The sequence below is a fragment of the Micrococcus sp. NPDC078436 genome, assembly GCF_040702705.1.
Taxonomy (GTDB): Bacteria; Actinomycetota; Actinomycetes; order Actinomycetales; family Micrococcaceae; genus Micrococcus.
This window is the reverse complement of sequence record NZ_JBFBLX010000002.1, coordinates 25,173-48,318: the sequence shown is the minus strand read 5'-3', so window position 1 is coordinate 48,318 and position 23,146 is coordinate 25,173. Positions and strand designations below refer to the sequence as shown.

Sequence of the window (23,146 nt, the reverse complement as noted above, 5' to 3'; positions counted from 1 at the left end):
GTGCGCCACCTGCTCTCCACCGCCGACCTCAGCCGCGAAGACGCCCTCGCCGTGCTGGACACCGCCGAGGAGATGGCGGCCGTCAACGAGCGCGAGGTCAAGAAGCTGCCCGCCCTGCGCGGCCGCACCGTGGTGAACCTCTTCTTCGAGGACTCCACCCGGACGCGCATCTCCTTCGAGGCGGCCGCCAAGCGCCTCTCGGCGGACGTGATCAACTTCTCCGCGAAGGGCTCCTCCGTCTCCAAGGGCGAGTCCCTCAAGGACACCGTCCAGACGCTCGAGGCGATCGGCGCGGACGCGATCGTCATGCGCCACTGGTCCTCCGGCGCGGCCCGTCAGCTGGCCGACTCCGGCTGGGTCGGCTCGGCCGTGGTGAACGCCGGCGACGGCACCCACGAGCACCCCACGCAGGCGCTGCTGGACGCCTTCACGCTGCGCCGCCACCTGGCCGCCGAGACCGGCGCGGCGCCCACGGGCACCGACCTGGCCGGCATGCACGTGGTGATCGTGGGGGACATCCTGCACTCCCGCGTGGCCCGCTCCAACGTCTGGCTCCTGACGACGCTGGGGGCGGAGGTCACCCTCGCCGCGCCGCCCACCCTCCTGCCCGTCGGCGTGGACGCGTGGCCGTGCCGCGTCACCTACTCGCTGGACGAGGCCCTCGCCGCCGCCCCCGACGCCGTCATGATGCTGCGCGTGCAGGCCGAGCGCATGGGCGGCGCGTTCTTCCCGTCCGCGGGGGAGTACACCCGTTCGTGGGGCCTGACCGCGGACCGGTTCGCGCGGCTCTCCGCCCAGCGCGGCGGCCGCCTCGCGCAGCCGCTCGTGATGCACCCGGGGCCGATGAACCGGGGCCTCGAGATCTGCCCCGCGGCGGCCGACTCGCCCCGCAACACGGCCCTCGAGCAGGTGGCCAACGGCGTGTCCGTGCGCATGGCCGTCCTGCACCTGGTCCTCAACCACGACGATCCCGGCCGGCCCTCCGCCGCGCCCGCCCAGCCCCTCCAGGAGGTCCGCCCGTGAGCGCTCCCGTCACCCGCCCCGCCCCCGTGCTGCTGCGCGGCGCCGCCCTCGCCTCCGGAGAGAGCGCCGACGTCCTCGTGGTGGACGGCCTGGTCGCCGCCGTCGGCCCGGACGTGTCCGCCCACCCGGCCGCCGGCGCCGCCGAGGTGCTCGACTGCACCGGCCTGATCGTCCTGCCCGGGCTCGTGGACCTCCACACCCACCTGCGTCAGCCCGGCAAGGAGGACGCGGAGACCGTGGAGACCGGCACCCGCGCCGCCGCGATGGGCGGCTTCACCTCCGTGCACGCCATGGCCAACTCGACCCCCACCGCGGACACCGCGGGCGTCGTCGAGCAGGTCTGGCGCCTGGGCCGCGACGCCGGCTGGTGCGACGTGCACCCCGTGGGCGCCGTGACCGTGGGCCTGGCCGGCGAGGCCCTCGCCGACCTCGGCGCGATGGCCGACTCCCAGGCCCGCGTGCGGATGTTCTCCGACGACGGCATGTGCGTGCACGACGCCGTGCTCATGCGCCGCGCGCTCGAGTACGTGAAGTCCTTCGGCGGGTTCGTGGCCCAGCACGCCCAGGAGCCCAAGCTCACCGCCGGCGCCCAGATGAACGAGTCCGAGCTCTCCGGGATCCTCGGCCTGCCCGGCTGGCCCGCCGTGGCCGAGGAGGCGATCATCGCCCGCGACGTGCTGCTCGCCCAGCACGTGGACTCCCGCCTGCACGTCTGCCACGTCTCCACCGAGGGCTCCGTGCGCCTCATCCGCTGGGCCAAGGAGCAGGGCGTGCGTGTCACCGCGGAGGTCACCCCGCACCACCTCCTCCTCACCGAGGAGCTCGTGCGCTCGTACGACCCGGTGTACAAGGTGAACCCGCCGCTGCGCCGCGAGGCCGACGTCATGGCGCTGCGCGAGGCCCTGGCCGACGGCACGATCGACACCGTCGGCACCGACCACGCCCCGCACACGCCCGAGACGAAGCAGTGCGAGTGGACGGTCGCCGCGATGGGCATGACGGGCCTGGAGACCGCCCTGCCCGTGGTGCAGCAGGCCATGGTGGAGACGGGGCTGCTCGACTGGGCCGGCGTGGCCCGCGTGCTCTCCGTGAACCCGGCCCGCATCGCGGGCCTCACCGACCAGGGCCAGGCCGAGGACGACGGCGCCCCGCGCGTCGGCGCGGTCGCGAACCTGGTGGTGTGGGACCCCTCGGTGCGCCGCACCGTGGACCCCGAGGCCCACCTGACGCGCTCGCGCAACAGCCCGTACCGCGGCATGGAGCTCCCGGGCGCCACCGTGCACACCCTCTACCGCGGGCACCGCGTGGTCGCCGACGGCGCCCCCGCCACGCCCTACCGCCATCCCGCGGCCGCCGAGACCGGCGAGGCGAGCCGGTGACCGGGCCGCGCTTCGACGCCCTCGCGCGCCTGGAGGGTGTGCTCGCCGCGCGTCCCGTTCCCCCGACGGCCCCGGGGAAGGACTACAGCGGCGTGTGGCTGCCCATCGTCGTGGCGACGCTCCTGACGATCGCCGTGATCCTCGCGCTGCTGGCATGGGGGTGGCGCTCCCGGCGCCGCGCCCAGTCCGGCATCCCCGCTCCGGCCGCCGCCCCCGCCGCGCTGTACGAGCAGGAGCCGGCCCTCGCCGTCGAGGGGATGTACGTGGGCACGGTGCGGGAGGAGAGCCGCCTGGACCGCGTGGCCGTGCACGGCCTCGGCCTGCGCTCGAGGGCCCGCCTCGAGGTGCACGCCGCCGGCGCCCACCCCGGCCTGCTGGTCCTGCGCCCCGGGATGGACGCCCTGTTCGTGCCGGCCTCCGATCTCACCGCCGTCGGGCACTCCGCCGGGATCGCCGGCAAGTTCACCGAGCCGGGCGGGCTCGCCGCGTGGGGCTGGCGCCTCGGCGACGCCGCCCTCACCTCGGCCTTCCGCCCGCAGCGCACCGAGGACCGCCACCGCGTCGTCGACGCGCTCCAGACCATCATCGACCGCGCCCGGACCGCCACCGCGGACCCCGCAGGACAGGAGAACCCCCGATGAGCACCCCGACCCCCGGCACCGCCGCCGGCACCGACGACCGCGCCCTCCTCGTCCTCGAGGACGGCTCCGTGCACCGGGGCCGGGCCTACGGCGCGCGCGGCACCACCCTCGGCGAGGCCGTCTTCACCACCGGCATGACCGGCTACCAGGAGACCCTGACCGACCCCTCCTACGCCCGCCAGATCGTGGTCCAGACCGCTCCGCACATCGGCAACACCGGCGTCAACGACGAGGACCGCGAGTCCCGCGCCATGTGGGTGGCCGGCTACGTGGTGCGCGACGCCGCCCGCCGCCCCTCCAACTGGCGTGCCGAGCGCTCCCTCGACGAGGAGCTCACGGCGCAGGGGATCGTCGGCATCCAGGGCGTGGACACCCGGGCGATCACGCGCCTGCTGCGCAGTTCGGGCGCCATGCGCGCCGGCATCTTCTCCGGTGCGGACGCGCAGCGCCCCGAGGCGGAGCTGCTCGCCGAGGTCCGCGCTGCCCCGGCCATGGAGGGCGCGCGCCTCGCCGAGACGGTCACGGCGGAGTCCGGCTACGTCGTCGAGCCCGCCGACCACGGCTGGGAGGGGGAGCCGATCGCCACGGTCGCCGCCCTCGACCTCGGCATCAAGGCCGCCACCCCTCGCCACCTGGCCGCTCGCGGCATCCGCGTGCACGTGCTGCCCGCCACCGCCGGCTTCGCCGAGATCCAGGCGGTCGAGCCGGACGGCGTGTTCCTCTCCAACGGTCCCGGCGACCCCGCCACCGCCGACGCGCAGGTGGAGACCCTGCGCCGGGTGCTGGACGCGGAGCTGCCCTACTTCGGCATCTGCTTCGGCAACCAGATCTTCGGCCGCGCCCTGGGCTTCGGCACCTACAAGCTGCCGTTCGGCCACCGCGGCCCCAACCAGCCCGTCATGGACAAGGCCACCGGCCGCGTGGAGATCACCTCGCAGAACCACGGCTTCGCCGTCGACGCGCCCATCGGCGAGGTCGTTCAGGCCCCCGAGGCCCGCTACGGCCGCGTCGAGGTCTCCCACTGGTCCCTCAACGACGACGTCGTGGAGGGGCTGCGCCTCGTCGACCGGCCCGCGTTCTCCGTGCAGTTCCACCCCGAGGCCGCCGCGGGTCCGCACGACTCGCTGGGCCTGTTCGACCGCTTCGCCGCCATGCTCGCCGAGCGCCGCTCCGCCGGCGCGCCGGCCGCGGCCACCCCGTCCGCCACCCCCGAAGGAGCCTGATCCATGCCCAAGCGCACCGACCTGAAGTCCGTCCTGGTCATCGGCTCCGGCCCCATCGTGATCGGCCAGGCCGCGGAGTTCGACTACTCCGGCACGCAGGCCATCCGCGTGCTCAAGGAGGAGGGGATCCGCGTGGTCCTCGTCAACTCCAACCCGGCCACGATCATGACCGACCCCGAGCTGGCCGACGCCACCTACGTCGAGCCCATCACGCCCGAGGTGGTCGCCAAGATCATCGAGAAGGAGCGTCCGGACGCCGTCCTGCCCACCCTGGGCGGGCAGACCGCGCTGAACACCGCGATCGCCCTCGACAGGGACGGCGTGCTGGAGCGGTACGGCGTGGAGCTCATCGGCGCCAACATCGCCGCGATCGAGCTCGGCGAGAACCGCGAGAAGTTCAAGGGCGTCGTGGAGCGCTCCGGCGGCGAATCCGCGCGCTCGCACATCGTGCACACGATGGAGGAGGCCCTCGCCGCCGTCGAGGACCTGAAGTACCCCGTGGTGGTGCGCCCGTCCTTCACGATGGGCGGGCTCGGCTCCGGCATGGCCTACGACGAGGCCGACCTGCACCGCATCTGCGGGCAGGGCCTGCAGTACAGCCCGACCTCCGAGGTGCTCCTCGAGGAGTCGATCCTCGGCTGGAAGGAGTACGAGCTCGAGATGATGCGCGACCGCAACGACAACGTCGTGGTGGTCTGCTCGATCGAGAACGTCGACCCCGTGGGCGTGCACACCGGCGACTCGATCACCGTGGCCCCGGCCATGACGCTCACGGACCGCGAGTACCAGAAGCTGCGCGACATCTCCATCAACGTCATCCGCGAGGTCGGCGTGGACACGGGCGGCTGCAACATCCAGTTCGCCGTGAACCCGGAGGACGGCCGCGTCGTCGTCATCGAGATGAACCCCCGCGTGTCCCGCTCCTCCGCGCTGGCCTCGAAGGCCACCGGCTTCGCGATCGCCAAGATCGCCACGAAGCTGGCCCTGGGCTACACGATGGACGAGATCCCCAACGACATCACCCGCAAGACGCCCGCCTCCTTCGAGCCGGTGCTCGACTACGTGGTGGTGAAGGTCCCGCGCTTCGCGTTCGAGAAGTTCCCCGCCGCGGACCCCACGCTCACCACCACCATGAAGTCCGTGGGCGAGGCCATGGCCATAGGCCGCAACTTCACGGAGGCGCTCCAGAAGGCGCTGCGCTCCCTCGAGCAGAAGGGCTCCGAGCTCGCCTTCGACCGGGACGCGGATCCGAAGGCCCTCCTCGAGCGGGCCCGCACCGCCACCACGCAGCGCCTCGCCCAGACCCAGCAGGCCCTGTACGCCGGCGCCACGCTCGAGGAGGCCTTCGAGGCCACCGCGATCGACCCGTGGTTCCTGGACCAGTTCATGCTGGTCAACGAGGTCGCCGACGAGGTCCGCACCGCGGAGCAGCTCACGGAGGACCTGCTGCGCCGCGCGAAGCGGCACGGCTTCTCGGACGAGCAGATCGGCCGCCTGCGCCACATGGACCCCGACGTGGTCCGCGGCGTCCGCCACGCCCTCGGCGTCCGGCCCGTGTTCAAGACCGTGGACACGTGCGCCGCCGAGTTCGAGGCGTTCACGCCCTACCGCTACTCGTCCTACGACCTCGAGACCGAGGTGACCCCGCACGAGGGGAAGTCCGTGGTCATCCTCGGCTCGGGCCCCAACCGCATCGGCCAGGGCATCGAGTTCGACTACTCGTGCGTGCACGCCACCATGGCGCTGCGTGAGGCCGGGTACGAGACCGTCATGGTCAACTGCAACCCCGAGACCGTCTCCACGGACTACGACATCTCGGACCGCCTGTACTTCGAGCCGCTCACCCTCGAGGACGTCCTCGAGGTCATCGCGGCGGAGGAGGCCTCCGGCGGCGTGTTGGGCGTCTTCGTCCAGCTCGGCGGCCAGACCCCGCTCAAGCTCGCCCAGCAGCTCGCCGACGCCGGCGTGCCGGTCCTCGGCACCTCCCCGGCGGCGATCGACCTCGCCGAGCACCGCGGGGAGTTCGCCCGCGTGCTCGACGCGGCCGGGCTGATCTCCCCGAAGAACGGCACCGCGGTGTCCTTCGAGGACGCCAAGCGCGTGGCGGACGAGATCGGCTACCCCGTGCTGGTCCGCCCGTCCTACGTGCTCGGCGGCCGCGGCATGGAGATCGTCTACACGGAGGAGGCGCTGGCGCACTACGTGACGCACGCGACCGAGATCACCCCGGACAAGCCGATGCTCGTGGACCGCTTCCTCGAGGACGCGATCGAGATCGACGTCGACGCGCTGTTCGACGGCACGGAGCTCTACCTCGGCGGCGTCATGGAGCACATCGAGGAGGCCGGCATCCACTCCGGCGACTCGGCGTGCGTGCTCCCGCCCGTGACCCTCGGCCCGGACGTGGTGGAGCGCGTGCACCGCGCCACCCGGCTGATCGCCGAGGGCGTGGGCGTGCGCGGCCTCATCAACATCCAGTTCGCGCTGGCCTCGGACGTCCTCTACGTCATCGAGGCGAACCCCCGCGCGTCCCGTACGGTGCCGTTCGTGTCCAAGGCCACGGGCGTGCAGCTGGCCAAGGCCGCCGCGCTCATCGGCGTGGGCCGCTCGATCGCGGACCTCCAGGACGCGGGCGTCCTGCCCACGGCCTACGACGGCGGCTCGCTCCCCCTGGGCGCGTCCGTCGCGGTCAAGGAGGCCGTCCTGCCCTTCACCCGCTTCCGGACCAGGGAGGGGCGCGTCGTCGACTCGCTGCTCGGCCCGGAGATGCGCTCGACCGGCGAGGTCATGGGCATCGACAAGTACTTCGACACGGCCTTCGCCAAGTCCCAGGCAGCCGCGGGCGGCCCGCTGCCCACCCAGGGCCGCGTGTTCGTCTCGGTGGCCAACCGGGACAAGCGGGCCGTCGTCGGGCAGGCCAAGCGCCTCGTGGACCTGGGCTTCCAGGTCGTGTCCACGGGCGGCACCGCCGAGGTGCTGCGCCGCAACGGGATCCCCGCGGAGACCGTGGCGAAGATCGCCGAGGCCGGACGCGAGGACGGCGTGGGCACGGTGCTCGAGCAGCTGCACGCCGGGACCGTGGACCTGGTGCTCAACACGCCCTCGGGCGGCGACGCCCGCACGGACGGCTACGAGATCCGCGCGGCCGCGACCTCGCTGGGCGTGCCGGTGATCACGACCGTCGCCGAGTTCGCTGCGTGCCTGCAGGCGATCGAGGCGATGCGCACCTACGAGTGGAGCGTGACCTCCCTCCAGGAGCACGACGAGCGCCTCCAGCAGGCCGTGCGCGCCGGGGCGTCCGCGTGAGCGAAGAGTGCGCCGCACGGGCCTCGCGCACGCCGTTCGGGCGGCGCCTCGCCGACGCCATGGCGGCGGCCGGGCCGCTGTGCCTGGGCGTGGACCCGCATCCCGTCCTGCTGCGGGCGTGGGGGCTGCCGGACACGGCCGCGGGCCTGGAGTCCTTCTCCCTCACCGCCCTCGAGGCCGCCGCGGGCGGTGAGTGCCCGCGCGTCGCGGCCCTGAAGCCCCAGGTGGCCCTGTACGAGCGCCACGGATCGGCCGGCTTCGCGGCCCTCGAGCGGCTCCTCTCCGAGGCCCGGGCCGCGGGCGTGCTCACCATCGCGGACGCCAAGCGGGGGGATATCGGCTCCACGATGGCGGGCTACGCCGCCGCGTGGCTCGAGGACGCCTCCCCGCTGGCCGCCGACGCGGTGACCCTGAGCCCGTATCTGGGCTTCGGGACGCTGACCGCCGCCGCGGAGACCGCGCACGCCGCCGGACGCGGCGTGTTCGTGCTCGCGCTCACCTCGAACCCCGAGGGTCGCGACGTGCAGCACGTGGGCGTGGGGGAGGAGGGCGGCGCCGTCGCACGACGGATCACGGAGGCCGCCGCCGAGCTCAACGCCCGGCTGGCCGCACCCGGCGAGTGGGGGCCCGTGGGGCTCGTCGTCGGGGCGACCGTCGCCGAGGAGGCCGCGCGACTGGGCATGCGGCTCGAGGACGCGGGCGGCCCGTTGCTGGCGCCCGGCTTCGGCGCCCAGGGCGCCACGGCCGCGGGCATGCGCGCGGGCTTCGGCCCGGCGTGGCCGCAGGTGCTGGCGACGTCCTCCCGCGGCATCCTCGCGGCGGGGCCGACCCTGGCGGGCCTGATCGCCTCCCTCGAGCAGAGTCGCGCTGACCTGGGTGGATGACATGACTCCTGCGCGCCAAGTGACCGACGGCACACGAAGTGGTATCTTCCCCTCTCAGATCGGTGATTCTCCGATCCGTTGAACATCGAACGGTTCGGTGACGCCGCGCATCGCGCGACAGAGAAGGGGGCGGCCCATGGCACTGCGGGAACTCAGCACGGCCGAGCGGGCCGAGGCGCGCTCGAAGGCACTCGAGGCGCGGCAGGCGCGTGCCGCGCTGAAGGCCTCGTTCGCGGAGGGCGAGGTCACCCTCCACGATGTCTTCGAGCGCGCGGACGCCGATCCGGCGATCGCCCGGCTGCGCACCGTGGACCTGCTCCAGGCGCTCCCCGGCGTGGGGGAGGTCCGCGCCCAGGCCGTCATGGAGGCGTGCGAGATCTCCGCGCCGCGGCGCCTCAGGGGACTGGGCCGGCGCCAGCGCGAGGCGCTGATCGCCTATATTGGCCGGTGACCCCCACCCCCGTCGCGGACCGGTGAGCGCCGTATCGCGGTGAGCCCGGCCGCCGTCCCAGGAGCGCGCGTGACCGAGCTGAACGACCAGGGCCCGGTGCCCGCCATCCCCGCCGCGCGGACCGCCGTCGTCGCCCCCGGCCCCGGCGTGACCGTGCTGGCCGGGCCCACCGCCGTGGGCAAGGGCACCGTCTCCGCCTACGTCCGGGACCACTTCCCCCAGGCCTGGCTCTCGGTCTCCGCCACCACCCGCCCGGCCCGGCCGGGCGAGCAGGACGGGGTGCACTACTTCTTCACCTCGCCCGAGGAGTTCGACGAGCTGGTGGAGCGGGACCAGATGCTCGAGTGGGCCGTGGTGCACGGGCTCAACCGCTACGGCACGCGGCGGGACCGCGTCGAGGAGGCCGTGGCGGCCGGACGCCACGTGCTCCTCGAGATCGACCTCCAGGGTGCCCGCCAGGTGCGGCGGTCGATGCCGGACGCCACCTTCGTGTTCCTCGCCCCGCCGAGCTGGGACGAGCTGGTGTCCCGGCTCGTCGGGCGCGGCACCGAGGGACCCGAGGAACAGCGGCGCCGTCTGGATACGGCTAGACTGGAGCTCGCCGCGGAACCCGAGTTCGACGCCGTCGTCGTGAACGACACCGTCGAGCGGGCCGCCGATGAACTGGTGAGACTCATGGGGCTGGACCCCGAGCGCCGTTCGCCCCAGGCCTAGGACCTGGCCGCCGCCCGGCGGGAACCGGGCCAGTGAAGACAGCGACAGACTCTGGAGAACTCGTGACCGAACAGTACGACGGCATCGTCAACCCGCCCATCGACTCCCTCCTGGAGCGGGTGGACTCGAAGTACGCCCTGGTGCTCTTCGCCGCCAAGCGCGCTCGCCAGATCAACGCCTACTACTCGCAGCTCCACGAGGGCCTCTTCGAGTACGTGGGCCCCCTCGTGGACACCTCCCTGAACGAGAAGTCCCTCTCCATCTCGCTGCGCGAGATCGAGTCGGACCTGCTGGTCTCCCGCGAGGAGCAGGAGCCCACCCCCGCGGCCGACCTCGCCGCCGAGGACTTCGGCGACTTCTCCCTCCCGGGCGACGACGACCCCTTCTCGCTCCTCGAGCACTCGGACGCCGGCCAGCCCGTGGGCGACCCCGCCGAGATCGCCGAGGCGGGCGAGGCCGTGCGCGCCGAGGAGGGCGAGCAGGCGGAGCCCGAGGCCGGCGCGCCGGCCGACGAGGACGCGCAGGAGTCCTGATCCCGCCATGGAGATCGTGCTGGGGGTCGGCGGCGGCATCGCCGCGTACAAGTCCGCCCTCCTGCTGCGTCTCATGACGGAGGCGGGCCACGGCGTCACCGTGGTCCCCACGCCCAGCGCGCTGAAGTTCGTGGGCGCCCCCACGTGGGAGGCCCTCTCGGGGCGACCCGTGCGGACGGACACGTTCGAGGCCGTGGACGAGGTGAACCACGTCCGGGTGGGCCGTTCGGCCGACCTGGTGGTGGTGGCCCCGGCCACGGCCGACCTGCTCGCGCGCACCGCGGCCGGGCTCGCGCCGGACCTGCTGGGGAATGTGCTGCTCACGGCCACCTGCCCCGTCGTGCTGGCCCCGGCCATGCACACGGAGATGTGGCACCACCCCGCCACGCGGGCCAACACGGCACTGCTGCGCGAGCGCGGCGTGACCGTGGTGGAGCCGGCGTCCGGCCGGCTCACCGGCCGGGACTCCGGCCCCGGCCGCCTGCCCGAGCCCGAGGACATCTGGGCCGCCGCCCAGGCCGCGGCCATCGCCGCGCCCGCCAGGGACCGTGAGGCGGCCGTGACCGCCCCGTCGGCGTCGACGTCCGCCGCGTCGGGCGAGTCAGTCCCGCACGGCCCCCTGGCCGGGCGCACCGTCGTGATCACGGCCGGCGGCACCCGCGAGCCGCTCGATCCCGTGCGCTATCTCGGGAACCGCTCCTCCGGCAAGCAGGGCGTGGCCCTCGCCGAGGCCGCCCTGGCCGCGGGGGCGCGCGTGCGCTTCATCGGCGCCGCCATGTCCGTCGAGCCGCCTGCGGGCGCCGACGTCACCCGGGTGGAGTCCACGCAGGAGCTGCTCGACGCCGTCCTGTCCCAGGCCGCGGACACCGACGTGCTCATCATGGCCGCCGCCGTCGCGGACTTCCGTCCGGCGCAGGTGGCCCAGGCCAAGATCAAGAAGACGGACGACGGCGGCGCTCCGACCATCGTCCTGGAGCGCACCCCGGACGTGCTCGCCACGGCCGTCCGCACGCGCGCCGCAGGGGAGTCCATGGCCCCCGTGATCGTGGGCTTCGCCGCGGAGACCGGGGACGCCACGTCGTCCGTGCTCGACTACGGCCGCGCGAAGCTGGCCCGCAAGGGTTGCGAGATGCTCGTGGTCAACGAGGTCGGGACGGACAAGGTGTTCGGCCAGGACCTCACGGAGGTCACGGTGCTCTTCGCGGACGGGCGCGCGCCGCTGCACCGCGCGGGGACCAAGGCGGAGGCGGCCGGAGTCGTCATCGAGGCCGTGGCAGCCGAGGTGGCCGCGGGCCCCTGACCCGCTCCCTCGACGTCGGCCGTGACGCGGCGGCGGCCGCGGCCCGCGCGCCGCGCGGCTGTGGACGACGCCGTGCCCCGCCCGCCCGCTGTTCTAGAGTGGGACGCATGACCGATGCCGCCCAGCAGAGCCCCTCCCGACCCACCGAGCCGTACCGCGGGGTGAGCGGCGGTGAGCTCCGCCTCTTCACCTCCGAGTCCGTCACGGCCGGGCACCCGGACAAGATCTGCGACCAGATCTCGGACGCCATCCTGGACGCCATCCTCGCCGCGGACCCGTCCGCGAAGGTGGCCGTAGAGACGCTCACCACCACGGGGCTCGTCCAGGTGGCCGGCGAGGTCAACACGTCCGCGTACGTGGAGATCCCGAAGCTCGTGCGCGAGACCATCCTGGACATCGGCTACGACTCCTCGGCCAACGGCTTCGACGGCGCCCAGTGCGGCGTCAGCATCTCCATCGGCCAGCAGTCCTCGGACATCTTCGCCGGGGTCTCCCGCTCGCTCGAGGCGCGCGAGTACGGCTCCGCGGACGTCGACGACGAGCAGGGCGCGGGAGACCAGGGCATCATGTTCGGCTACGCCACGGACGAGACCCCCACGCTCATGCCGATGCCCATCCACCTCGCGCACCGCCTCTCCGAGCGGCTGACGAAGGTGCGCCAGCAGGAGCACTCGCCCATGCCGTACCTGCTGCCCGACGGGAAGACGCAGGTCACCGTGGGGTACGACGCGCAGCACGTGCCCCGCACGGTCGAGACCGTGGTGGTCTCCACCCAGCACCACGACGTGGTCTCCCAGGAGCAGCTGCGCCGCGACGTCGAGGAGCACGTGATCCGACCGATCATCGACCTCTCCGGCCTCGACGCCTCGGACACGCGCATCATCGTGAACCCCGGCGGCAAGTTCGTCATCGGCGGGCCCGTGGGCGACGCCGGCCTGACCGGCCGCAAGATCATCGTCGACACCTACGGCGGCATGGCCCGCCACGGCGGCGGGGCCTTCTCGGGCAAGGACCCGTCGAAGGTGGACCGCTCCGCGGCCTACGCGCTGCGCTGGGTGGCCAAGAACGTGGTGGCCGCAGGGCTCGCGAAGCGCGCCGAGTTCCAGGTGGCCTATGCCATCGGCTCCGCCCGTCCCGTGGGGCTCTACGTGGAGACCTTCGGCACGGGCGCCGTCTCCGACGAGACGATCATCGACGCCGTGAACGCGGTCTTCGACCTGCGACCCTCGGCCATCGTGAAGCATCTCAACCTGCTGCGCCCCATCTACCGCCGCACGGCGGCGCACGGCCACTTCGGCCGCGAAGAGGCGGACTTCACGTGGGAGCGCACGGACCGGGTGGAAGAGCTGCGCCGCGCCGCCGGCGTCTGAGCGGGGTGTGAGCCATCACGGACGCGCTGTTCGCCCTTCCCGCCTCTGAGGCGCGGCCCCGCCTGCCCGAGAGCGCGGAGGGCTGGCCGGAGGACCCGGTGGCCCGCGTCCTGCTGGACACGCCCGTCCCGCACCTGGACCGAGAGTTCGACTACCTCGTCCCGGCCGAGCTCGACGCGCGGGCCGTTCCCGGCTCCCGGGTCGGCGTGCGCTTCGGCGGCCGGGAGATGACCGGCTGGCTCGTCTCCCGGGAGGCCGAGCCGGTCACGGGGGCCCAACTGACGGCGCTCACCTCCGTGCTCACGGCGGTCCCGCCGTTGACAGAGGAGGTCCTCGCGGTGGCGCGGGCCGTGGCCGCCCGGCAGGCGGGCATCGCCACGGACGTGCTGCGCGCGGCGGTGCCCCCGCGGGTCGTGCAGGTCGAGAAGGAGATCCTCGCGGCACGCACGGCGGAGCCGACGGCGGACCACCCGGTCGCCCGGGTCGAGACCCCTGACGACGACGCCCCGGGCGGTGACGGCGCCCCGGCGGCGGCCGAGCCCACCGTCTGGGAGTCGCTCCAGGGCGGCGCCGCCTTCGTCGCCGCCGCGTGCGCGGGGGACGGGGTCCGGGCCGCCGCCGCCGTCCCGAGCCGCGTGGGGGAGTGGGACGAGGCCGAGGCCCTCGCCGCGCTGGCCCGCACCGTGGCAGCCTCCGGCGGGAGCGTCCTGCTGCTGGTGCCCGACCACCGCGACCTCGACCGGCTGTGTGCCGCCCTCGACCGCGCCGTGGGCGGGGAGGCCTACGCCCGCATCGGCTCCGAGGACGGGAACACCCCGCGGTACCGTGCGCACCTGCACTCCCTCGAGGGCACCGTGCGGATCGTCGCGGGCACACGCGCCGCCGCCTGGGCGCCGCTGAAGGATCTCCGACTGGTGGTGATGTGGGACGACGGCGACGACGCCTACGCCGAGCCGCGCAGCCCCTACTTCCACGTGCGCGAGGTCGTGCTCGAGCGGGCCCGGGCCTCGGGCTGCGCGCTCCTCTTCGCCGGCCCCTCCCGCTCTGTGCCGGTCCAGCGCCTCGTGGAGGCCGGCTGGCTGCTGCACCTCGGTCCCGGCCGCGAGCTCCAGCGGGCGATCGGCCCGCGCGTGGTCGCCACGGCGGACGCGTGGGAGAGCGCGCGCGACCCGTTCGCCCGGCGCGCCCGCCTGCCGCACGCCGCGTGGGCCGCCGCGCGCGAGGCCCTGACCGGTGCCCGTCCCGGGCCGGTGCTCGTCCAGGTGGCCCGCGCCGGGTTCATCCCCGCGCTCGTCTGCGAGCGGTGCCGCACCCCCGCCCGGTGCCGGGAGTGCTCCGGCCCGCTCGCGTTCCGCGACCGGCACGCCGCCGAACGCGGTGAGCTCGCGTGCCGCTGGTGCGGCACCCGCGAGCGGGCATTCCGCTGCACCGAGTGCGGCGGCACGCACGTCCGCGCCGGCGCGCGCGGTGTGGACCGGACCGCCGACGAGCTCGGCCGCTCCTTCCCCGGAGTCCCCGTCCACGCCTCCTCCGGCCAGCACCGCCTCGGCTCCGTGGCGGACGCGCCGGCCGTCGTCGTGGCCACCGTGGGTGCCGAGCCCACCGCTCCCGGCGGCTACGCGGCGGCGCTGCTCCTCGACGGCGACGCCCAGCTCCAGCGCGAGGGGCTCGACGTGCCCTCTCGGGTGCTCGCCCGCTGGCTGGCAGCGGCGTGCCTGGTCCGCCCGGCGTCCGAAGGGGGCACCGTGGTGGTGACCGCCGAGCACGACGGGGTCGTCGGCGCCCTCGTGCGGCGCGATCCCGCGGGCTTCGCGAGCCACCAGGTCGCGGAGCGTCGGGAGCTGCGCCTGCCGCCCGCCGGGCGGCTCGCCGAGGTGACGGGGGACGCCGCCGCCGTGAAGGAGTACCTGGGCCTGGTCGAGGCCGCGCGACGCGAGAGGCGGCGGGTGGGGCCCGACGCCGAGCCCTCCCTCGACCTCGAGCCGGGCGCCCGTCCCGGCGACGCGGCCCCGCTGCCGTGGATCGGCCCCGTGCCGGACCCTGTGGACGAGACCCAGCACCGCGCGCTGCTCCTCTTCCCCTACGCCGCCGCGGACGAGACGGTCGCGGTGCTGCGCACGGCCCGCTCCGCGGCGAGCGCGCGCCGCGAGCAGAAGGCCGTGCGCGTGCGGCTGGACCCGCCGGGGGTGCTCTAGCCGGGCGGCCCCGCACGGCCTCCGTCCAGGACCCGCCACGGCCGGTCACCTCGGGTGCGCGGCCTCCCGGATGAGCCTCGCGCACGCGAGCGGCCGCTCGTAGTGCAGCAGGTGGCCCACGCCGGGCAGCACCTGCAGGTCGGCCGTCCCTCCCGCCGCGGCGATCGCGGCGGCGAGGCGCTCCTGTGCGGCCACGGATCCCAGCGGATCCTCGGCACCCGCCGCGAGGACCACGGGCAGCGCGAGCCCCGCGGCGGCGTCGAGGGCCGTGGACGTCGTGGAGGCCCGGTAGGACTCGGAGAGCATGCGCCGTGAGGCGAAGAGGGAGAAGTACCGGCGGTGCTGATCATGGGTGTAGGCCAGGACGCGCCTGTCCGTGGTTCGACTCATGACGACGGTGGTGGCCCACACCACGGGCGCCGCGCCCAGCAGGGCGCGCCCGGCGCGCTCGGGCAGACGCGCCGCGACCTCGTAGTACCCCTGCGCGACGGCGGCCGCCGCCGCCGCCGTCCACGACCCCGACGCGTCCAGGGCGGGCTCGGCGATCGGGTTGAGCAGCACGAGCCGGTGCCACGCGGAGGGGTCCCGGGCCACGAGGTGGGACGCGACGATCGACCCGTACGAGTGGGCGACGAGCAGGGGAGGCTCCGCGAGCGCCAGCGCGTGGACGACGGCGGCCACCGCATCCGCGTGGTGCGCCACCGAGTGCTCGGCCGCGGGGAAGGCCCCGGACGCGCCGAAGCCGGGCAGATCGATCGAGGAGATCGCGAACTCGGGCAGCGCGTCGGCGATGAGCGCGAGCCCGTGGTGGTCACCGCGGAATCCGTGCACGAAGACCAGGCGGGGGGCGGCATCGGGATCGACGCCCCTGGACCCGTCCGCCGGGCCCACCGGTGCGTACTCCCACACCGCCACGTCGACGCCGGACCCGGCCACGGGGTCGGGGACGGTCACCTCGCGCCGTCGGGGGATCCGCGCGGGGCATCCGGTCAGCGAGCCAGGCCCGTCGTCCGGGCGCGGGATCCGGACCCGGTCCCAGAGTCTCACCCGGTGCCCGGGCGGCACGGGGGCGCCGCTGCCGGCGTCGTCGTTCTGCTTCACGCCCCCAGCCTAGTGAGCACGCTCCGCAGGGGGGCCCGCACGTGTTCACCGGTGCGTGTGGCGGGGTTCAGCACGTGGACGCGGGATCGCCACCTCGCTGACCTGCACTGATCCCGTCGCCCTCCGAGCACGGGGTGACATCCCTCCCTGTGGAAAGGTCCACCCATGAGCCTCTCCCGCCGCTCCTTCTTCGCCGGATCCGCCGCCGCCGGCCTCACCGTGGCCGGTGCGCAGACCGCCGCCGCCAAGCCCCGCCACATCAGCTCCGCCGTCGCCGCCGGCGCCCAGCTGCCCGCCCTCTCCGAGGACGGCATGGGCGCCTTCGACCGCGCCGGCGTGACCCGCCTCGTGCGCAACCACGAGTGCCGCGCGAACGCCAAGGTCCCGGTGCCACTGGTCCCCGGCACCGTCTACGACGCGGGCTGCCCCACCGGCATGGGCGGCAACACCGTCGTCGAGGTCTCCCGCTCGGGCGAGCTCGCCCAGCAGCGGGTCGGCCTCTCCGGCACCATCCGCAACTGCGCCGGCGGCACCACCCCGTGGGGCTCCTGGCTGGCCTGTGAGGAGACCACCGAGCGCGTCGGGCAGACCGTCACCAGCTCCGTGAACGGCCAGGCCTCCACCCTGCAGAAGGACCACGGCTACGTCTTCGAGGTGTTCCCCCGAGCCGGTGGCCCAGCAGATCCCGCTGCCCATCAAAGCCTGGGGCCGCGCCGTGTGGGAGGGTGCCGAGATCGGCGCCGACCTCTCGAGCGCCTACCTCACCGAGGACACCAAGGGCGGCCTGTTCTACCGCTGGACCGCACCGCAGGGCGTCACCCTGCGTCCGGGCATCGCCACCCAGCTGGGCGAGGGCGGCGCCGACCGCCAGGCGCAGACCACCGACCTGCGCCAGCAGTTCCCGGGCGCGACCACGCACCGCAAGATCGAGGGCGTCTGGAGCGACGACGCCGGCGAGGGCCTGTGGTTCACCCACTCCATCGTCAAGGACGGCGAGCACCCCGAGGCCGTCGCCAACCAGGGCATGATCATGTACTACTCCTTCGCGGAGCAGACCATGACCCTCAAGGAGTCCTGGGCCGTGGGCAGTGACTTCGACGCCCCGGACAACATCACCGTCTCCCCGTGGGGCGGCGTCGTGATCGCCGAGGACGGCTCGGACCCGAACCACCTCGCCGCGTTCACCGAGCGTGCCGGCTCCTCGGCCCTGGCCAAGGACCTCGCCGAGCGCGGCGAGTGGGCCGGCCCCTGCTTCGGCGGCGGTCGCGCCCTGTTCGCCAACATCCAGAGCGACTGCACCTACATGATCACCGGCCCGATGGCCAAGCAGCTCCACCGCTGACCGGCCCGCGCGACGGCGCCCCCCGCCTCGATGAGGCGGGGGCGCCGCCCGTGAGGGCCACTCCCATGAGCCGCACCGCCGTCGTCGCGATCGACCAGGGGACCACCTCGACCCGGGTGGCGGTGGTGGGCGCCGACGGGCACGTGGTGGCGAGTGCGCAGCGCGAGCACGTCCAGCACTTCCCGCACGCGGGGTGGGTCGAGCACGATCCGACGGAGCTGTGGGAGGCCGTCCGGGAGCTCACCGCGCTCGCCCTGGCGCGCGCGCACCGGGGCCCGCGTGACATCGCCGCAGTGGGGATCACGAATCAGCGCGAGACCACCGTGGCGTGGGACGCGGCCACCGGCCGGCCCGTGCACCGGGCCATCGTGTGGCAGGACACGCGCACCGCCGACGCCGTCGCCCGCCTGCGCGCCGACGGCCATGAGGACGCGGCCCGCGCCCGCACCGGCCTGCCCCTGGCCTCCTACTTCTCCGCGTCCAAGATCCGCTGGATCCTGGACGAGGTCCCGGAGGCCCGCGCGCTGTCGGCCGCGGGGCGGCTGCGGGTCGGAACCGTGGACTCGTGGCTCGTGTGGAACCTCACGGGCGGCGTCCACGGCGGGGTCCACGTCACCGACGTGACGAACGCCTCGCGCACCCTCCTGATGGACCTCGAGACGGGGCGATGGAGCGCCCCCATGCTCGAGCTCTTCGGGCTCGACCCCGAGGAGTGGGAGGCGATGGCGCCGCGCATCGTGCCCTCGGTGGGCGTGCTCGGCGAGGTCACCGGCCACGAGACGCTGGCGGGCGTCCCCGTGGCCGGGGTGCTGGGGGACCAGCAGGCCGCGTGCTTCGGCCAGGCGCTCTTCCGCCCCGGGGACACGAAGAACACCTACGGGACTGGCTGCTTCCTGCTCCAGCACACGGGGACGCAGCGGCCGACGTCGGCGCACGGCCTCGTCTCCACGGTCGCCTACCAGCGGGCGGGGGAGCCGATGCGCTACGCCCTCGAGGGGTCCGTGGCCGTGGCCGGGGCGCTCGTGCAGTGGCTTCGCGACGGCCTCGGGATCATCTCCACGTCCGAGGAGGTCGAGGCGGCCGCGGCCACGGTGCCGGACAACGGCGGCGTGGTGATCGTCCCCGCCTTCGCGGGCCTCTTCGCGCCGCACTGGCGGGCCGACGCCCGCGGGCTCATCGCCGGCCTGACCGGATTCGCCAATCGCGGCCACCTCGCCCGGGCCGCGGTGGAGGCGACGGCCTACCAGAGCCGGGACCTGCTCGAGGCCCTGACGGCGGACACGGGGACGCGCATCCGGGAGCTGCGCGTGGACGGCGGGATGACCGCCGACGCGGGCCTCCTCCAGTTCCAGGCGGACATCCTGGACCTGCCGGTCGTGCGCCCCGCGGTGGCCGAGACCACCGTCATGGGGGCGGCGTGGGCGGCCGGACTCGCCGTCGGCGTCTGGCCGGACGAGGCCGCCCTGTGCTCCCTGTGGCGCGAAGACCGCCGGTGGGAGCCGGCCATGGCGGCGAGCGTGCGCGAGCGCCTGCTGGATCGGTGGCGCCGGGCGGTGGAGGCCTCCTCGGCAGGGCGTGAGACCGTGCACAGGGCGGCGCCCAGCGCCCATGCTTCCTGGGCGGACCCCCGGGCCCGCCACTACCCTTGCGGAGGCCGCACCGGGGAATCGACCTCGGTGTGCCGCGCCCTGCCCCCGAGGATAAGGAACCCCATGCAGAGCTCCGCCGTGTTCAGATCGGCCAAGATCGCACTCGCCTTCGTCGGCCTCGTCGTCGGGGCGGGCTTCGCCACCGGCGCCGAGGTGATCCAGTACTTCGTCGGGTTCGGCGAGATCGGCATCTGGGGGGCGATCCTCGCCGGCGTCCTCGTGGCCGTGGGCGGCGCGGTGATCCTTCAGCTCGGCAGCGCCTTCCTGGCCAACGAGCACAAGGCCGTGTTCCGCAGCGTGACCCACCCGGTGATCGCCCGCATCCTGGACGTCAGCGTCTCCATCACGCTCTTCGCGATCGGCTTCGTGATGCTGGCCGGTGCCGGCGCGACCATGCACCAGCAGCTCGGGTGGCCGACCTGGGCGGGTGCCGCCATCATGACGGCGCTCGTGATCGTCACCGGCCTGCTGGACGTGGAGAAGGTCTCCTCCATCATCTCCGGGCTCACGCCGTTCGTCGTGGTCGCCGTCGTGGGAGCGTTCCTCGCCACGGTGCTCACCCTGGACGGCTCCTTCACCGCCAACGAGGCGATGGCGGCCCAGACCGCCACCCCCATCAACCCGTGGTGGCTCTCGGCCCTGAACTACACCGGACTCGTCCTCGTGATGGCCGTGTCCATGTGCCTCGTCATCGGCGGCTCCATCACCAACCCGCGCGAGGCGTTCTTCGGTGGGCTCGCCGGCGGACTGCTCTACACGGTCCTCATGGTCATGGCGGGCGTGCTGCTCTACCTGAACTTCGACCGGATCGGGCACGCCTCCGTGCCCATGCTCGAGCTCTTCGGCGCGATCCACCCCGTGCTGGGGTGGGCCATGCTGGCGGTCATCTACGCCATGATCTACAACTCGGCCATCGGCATGTTCTACGCCCTGGGCCGGCGCATCTCGGCGGACCGCCCCGACCGCTACCGCCCCGCGTTCATCGCCGTCACCCTGGTGGGCTTCGCGGTGAGCTTCCTCGGCTTCGGCACCCTGATGAACGTGGTCTACCCGTTCCTGGGCTACCTCGGCCTGCTCCTGGCCGTGGTCCTGGTGGCCTGGTGGCTGACCCACCGCGGGGAGCTCTCCGCCGAGCGGACCCTGCGCCTGCGCCTCTCCTCCCTCATCCGCCTGCAGCGGCACCCGGAGAAGCGCTTCACGACCGCGCACGCGGACGCCCTCGAGGAGGCGGCCGCCCACTCCGTCGCCGAGCCCGCGGCGGTGACGGGCGCGATCGAGCGCCAGGTCGCCCGGGACCTGGACGCGGAGCTCGAGGACGACCCGGGCCGGGCCGAGGGATCCCACCGCGCCTGAGCCGACGCCGTAGGATGGACCCGCCCCGCACACGCGCGGGCGGGTCCGCCGTCATGCCGTCGCGCGAACGTCCCGCCCCCGCCGCCACCGCTCCTCCACCCCGACCGCGTTAGGACACGAACCGCCGTGAGCCAGACCTCCGAGACCCCCGCCCCCGCCACTCCCGAGGTCCCCGCGGACGCAGAGTACTCGTTCCGAGAGGTGGAGGCGCGCTGGGCCGGGTACTGGGAGCAGGCGGGCACGTTCACCCCGCGGGAGGACGGCGCCGAGCGGCGCACCGTGGTGGACATGTTCCCCTACCCCTCGGGCGATCTGCACATGGGCCACGCGGAGGCGTTCGCGATGGGCGACGTCGTGGCCCGCTACTGGCTGCAGCGCGGCTACGACGTGCTGCACCCCATCGGCTGGGACTCGTTCGGTCTCCCGGCCGAGAACGCGGCCATCAAGCGCGACGCGCACCCGGCCGCGTGGACCTATGCCAACATCGAGACCCAGAAGCGTTCGTTCCAGCGCTATGGGATCGCCGTGGACTGGACCCGCGAGCTGCACACCTCCGACCCCGAGTACTACCGCTGGACGCAGTGGCTCTTCCAGGAGCTCCACAAGGAGGGCCTCGCCTATCGCAAGGACTCGCCCGTCAACTGGTGCCCGAAGGACCAGACCGTGCTCGCCAACGAGCAGGTCGTGGACGGCACGTGCGAGCGCTGCGGCACCGAGGTCACCAAGCGCACGCTGAACCAGTGGTACTTCCGCATCACGCGGTTCGCGGACGCGCTCCTGGACGACATGGACCAGCTCACCGGTCACTGGCCCGAGCGGGTCCTCGCGATGCAGCGCAACTGGATCGGCCGCTCCGAGGGCGCGCACGTGGACTTCCAGGTGGAGGACGGCCCCTCCGTCACCGTGTTCACCACCCGCCCGGACACCCTGTTCGGGGCCACCTTCATGGTGGTGGCCGCAGACGCCCCGCTGGCCCTCGAGCTCGTCTCCGACGACGCCCGGGCCGACCTCGAGGCCTACCGCGAGGACCTCAAGAAGGTCTCCGACATCGATCGCCAGGCCACGGACCGCCCCAAGACCGGCGTGTTCCTCGGCCGCCACGCGGTCAACCCGCTGACGGGGGAGCGCCTGCCCGTGTGGGCCTCGGACTACGTGCTCGCCGACTACGGCACCGGAGCGATCATGGCCGTGCCCGCCCACGACCAGCGCGACCTCGACTTCGCCCGCGCCATGGGCCTGCCGGTGCGCGCTGTCGTGGACACGGGCGAGGAGGACCCGGCCGTGTCCGGGGTGGCCACCACCGGTGAGGGCGTCCTGGTCAACTCCGGCGAGCTCGACGGCCTGGACAAGACGGCGGCCATCGCCCGCGCGATCGAGGTCGTCGAGGCCAAGGGCACCGGGCGCGGCACCACCACCTACCGCCTGCGCGACTGGCTGCTCTCCCGCCAGCGCTTCTGGGGCACCCCGATCCCCGTGATCCACTGCGCCGACTGCGGCGAGGTCCTCGTCCCCGAGGACCAGCTGCCCGTCACCCTGCCGACCGACCTCAAGGGCGAGCAGCTCGCGCCCAAGGGCCAGTCCCCGCTCGCCTCCGCCGAAGACTGGGTCAACGTGCACTGCCCGCGATGCGGCGGCCCGGCGAAGCGCGACACGGACACCATGGACACCTTCGTGGACTCGTCCTGGTACTTCCTGCGCTACGCCTCCCCGTGGGACGAGACGCAGGTGTTCGACCCCCAGGCGGTGCGCGACTGGCTGCCCGTGGACCAGTACGTGGGCGGCGTCGAGCACGCGATCCTGCACCTGCTCTACGCGCGCTTCTTCACGAAGGCGCTGCACGGCATGGGCCTCGTGCCGTTCACGGAGCCCTTCCGCGCCCTGCTCAACCAGGGCCAGGTGCTCAACGGCGGCAAGGCGATGTCCAAGTCCCTCGGCAACGGCGTGGACCTGGGACAGCAGCTCGACGAGTTCGGCGTGGACGCCGTCCGCCTCACCATGGTCTTCGCGTCTCCGCCGGAGGACGACGTGGACTGGGCCGACGTCGCCACCGGCGCCGCGGGCAAGTTCCTCGCCCGTGCCTGGCGCCTGGCCCGGGACGTCCGCGAGGCGGGCCCGGCGACGGGCGCCGCCGAGGGCGGCTCCGCGGCCCTGCGCCGCGTGACCCACCGGACGGTGCACGAGGCCGCCCAGCTGCTGGACGACGGCAAGTTCAACGTGGTGATCGCCAGGACCATGGAGCTCGTGAACGCCACCCGCAAGGTGATCGACAACGGGGCCGGCGCCGCGGATCCCGCGGTGCGCGAGGCCGCCGAGGCCGTCGCCAAGCTGCTCTCGCTCGTCGCGCCCTACGCGGCCGAGGACATGTGGGTGCTGCTGGGCCACGAGCCCTCGGTGGTGCGCTCCGGCTGGCCCGAGGTCGACGAGTCCCTCCTCGTGGAGGACGCGGTCACCGCCGTCGTGCAGGTCAAGGGCAAGGTGCGCGACAGCTTCGAGGTGCCCGCGGACATCACCGCCGAGGAGCTCGAGGCGCGCGCCCGGACGTCCGAGAAGGTCAAGGCGTTCATCGGGGACGCCCAGATCGTCAAGGCGATCGTCCGCGAGCCCAAGCTCGTCAACCTCGTCATCCGCTGATCGGCGAGCCGGACTGAGCCGGGCCGCCCCGTCGGCCCGGAGGAGGAGGGG

At 73.9% G+C, this 23,146-nt stretch carries 15 protein-coding genes and 2 pseudogenes; 16 read left to right on the top strand and 1 reads right to left on the bottom strand.

Features of this window, described 5'->3' with window-relative positions; translation table 11 throughout:
* The 12 genes from AB0302_RS01865 (at position 1) to AB0302_RS01810 (ending at position 15,019) form a co-directional block, all read left to right on the top strand.
* The gene (locus AB0302_RS01865) at positions 1–1,023 is read left to right on the top strand and encodes an aspartate carbamoyltransferase catalytic subunit (protein ID WP_366370359.1); all 1,023 of its coding nucleotides are present in this window, start codon (positions 1–3) and stop codon (positions 1,021–1,023) included.
* The gene (locus tag AB0302_RS01860) at positions 1,020–2,402 is read left to right on the top strand and encodes a dihydroorotase (protein WP_366370358.1); all 1,383 of its coding nucleotides are present in this window, start codon (positions 1,020–1,022) and stop codon (positions 2,400–2,402) included. The genes AB0302_RS01865 and AB0302_RS01860 overlap by 4 nt, the downstream gene beginning before the upstream one ends.
* The gene (locus AB0302_RS01855; protein WP_366370357.1) at positions 2,399–3,043 is read left to right on the top strand and encodes a hypothetical protein; all 645 of its coding nucleotides are present in this window, start codon (positions 2,399–2,401) and stop codon (positions 3,041–3,043) included. Before AB0302_RS01860 ends, AB0302_RS01855 begins: the two co-directional genes overlap by 4 nt.
* Entirely contained in the window at positions 3,040–4,266 is a 1,227-nt protein-coding gene (gene carA, locus AB0302_RS01850; protein WP_298711088.1) for a glutamine-hydrolyzing carbamoyl-phosphate synthase small subunit, read from the top strand. Before AB0302_RS01855 ends, carA begins: the two co-directional genes overlap by 4 nt.
* A 3-nt stretch (positions 4,267–4,269) precedes the next feature.
* Complete coding sequence (gene carB / locus AB0302_RS01845; RefSeq protein ID WP_248115597.1) at positions 4,270–7,572, top strand: carbamoyl-phosphate synthase large subunit; 3,303 nt, start codon at positions 4,270–4,272, stop codon at positions 7,570–7,572.
* On the top strand, positions 7,569–8,456 hold the full coding sequence (gene pyrF, locus AB0302_RS01840; protein WP_366370356.1) for an orotidine-5'-phosphate decarboxylase: 888 nt from the start codon (positions 7,569–7,571) through the stop codon (positions 8,454–8,456). Before carB ends, pyrF begins: the two co-directional genes overlap by 4 nt.
* Before the next feature lie 136 nt (positions 8,457–8,592).
* Positions 8,593–8,907 (top strand): integration host factor, actinobacterial type, encoded by a 315-nt coding sequence (gene mihF, locus AB0302_RS01835; RefSeq protein ID WP_248115596.1) that lies wholly within the window; start codon positions 8,593–8,595, stop codon positions 8,905–8,907.
* 69 nt (positions 8,908–8,976) lie between these two features.
* Positions 8,977–9,621: a guanylate kinase gene (gene gmk, locus AB0302_RS01830; protein ID WP_248115595.1), complete on the top strand. Its 645-nt coding sequence runs from the start codon at positions 8,977–8,979 to the stop codon at positions 9,619–9,621.
* A 62-nt stretch (positions 9,622–9,683) separates the two neighbouring features.
* Positions 9,684–10,154 carry a DNA-directed RNA polymerase subunit omega gene (gene rpoZ, locus AB0302_RS01825; protein WP_366370355.1) on the top strand — a complete coding sequence of 157 codons (471 nt, stop codon included), beginning with the start codon at positions 9,684–9,686 and terminating at the stop codon, positions 10,152–10,154.
* Positions 10,155–10,161: 7 nt separating this feature from the next.
* The gene (locus AB0302_RS01820; protein ID WP_366370354.1) at positions 10,162–11,454 is read left to right on the top strand and encodes a bifunctional phosphopantothenoylcysteine decarboxylase/phosphopantothenate synthase; all 1,293 of its coding nucleotides are present in this window, start codon (positions 10,162–10,164) and stop codon (positions 11,452–11,454) included.
* Positions 11,455–11,561: 107 nt separating this feature from the next.
* On the top strand, positions 11,562–12,824 hold the full coding sequence (gene metK / locus AB0302_RS01815; protein ID WP_366370353.1) for a methionine adenosyltransferase: 1,263 nt from the start codon (positions 11,562–11,564) through the stop codon (positions 12,822–12,824).
* A 98-nt stretch (positions 12,825–12,922) separates the two neighbouring features.
* Complete coding sequence (locus AB0302_RS01810; protein WP_366370352.1) at positions 12,923–15,019, top strand: primosomal protein N'; 2,097 nt, start codon at positions 12,923–12,925, stop codon at positions 15,017–15,019.
* Between the two features lie 45 nt (positions 15,020–15,064).
* Here the strand turns inward: AB0302_RS01810 and AB0302_RS01805 are convergent, their stop codons facing one another.
* On the bottom strand, positions 15,065–16,120 hold the full coding sequence (locus tag AB0302_RS01805) for an alpha/beta hydrolase (RefSeq protein WP_366370351.1): 1,056 nt from the start codon (positions 16,118–16,120) through the stop codon (positions 15,065–15,067).
* A gap of 165 nt (positions 16,121–16,285) precedes the next feature.
* Here AB0302_RS01805 and AB0302_RS01800 point away from each other — a divergent pair.
* The 4 genes and pseudogenes from AB0302_RS01800 to leuS all read left to right on the top strand — a co-directional run.
* Positions 16,286–16,768, top strand: a pseudogene (locus AB0302_RS01800) (alkaline phosphatase PhoX); the annotation flags it as partial.
* A gap of 22 nt (positions 16,769–16,790) precedes the next feature.
* Positions 16,791–17,462: an alkaline phosphatase PhoX gene (locus AB0302_RS01795; protein ID WP_366370350.1), complete on the top strand. Its 672-nt coding sequence runs from the start codon at positions 16,791–16,793 to the stop codon at positions 17,460–17,462.
* Positions 17,463–17,527: 65 nt separating this feature from the next.
* Positions 17,528–19,027 (top strand): annotated as a pseudogene (gene glpK / locus AB0302_RS01790) (glycerol kinase GlpK); the annotation flags it as partial.
* Positions 19,028–20,590: 1,563 nt separating this feature from the next.
* Positions 20,591–23,095 (top strand): leucine--tRNA ligase, encoded by a 2,505-nt coding sequence (gene leuS / locus AB0302_RS01785; protein WP_366370349.1) that lies wholly within the window; start codon positions 20,591–20,593, stop codon positions 23,093–23,095.
* The last annotated feature ends 51 nt before the right edge of the window (positions 23,096–23,146 follow it).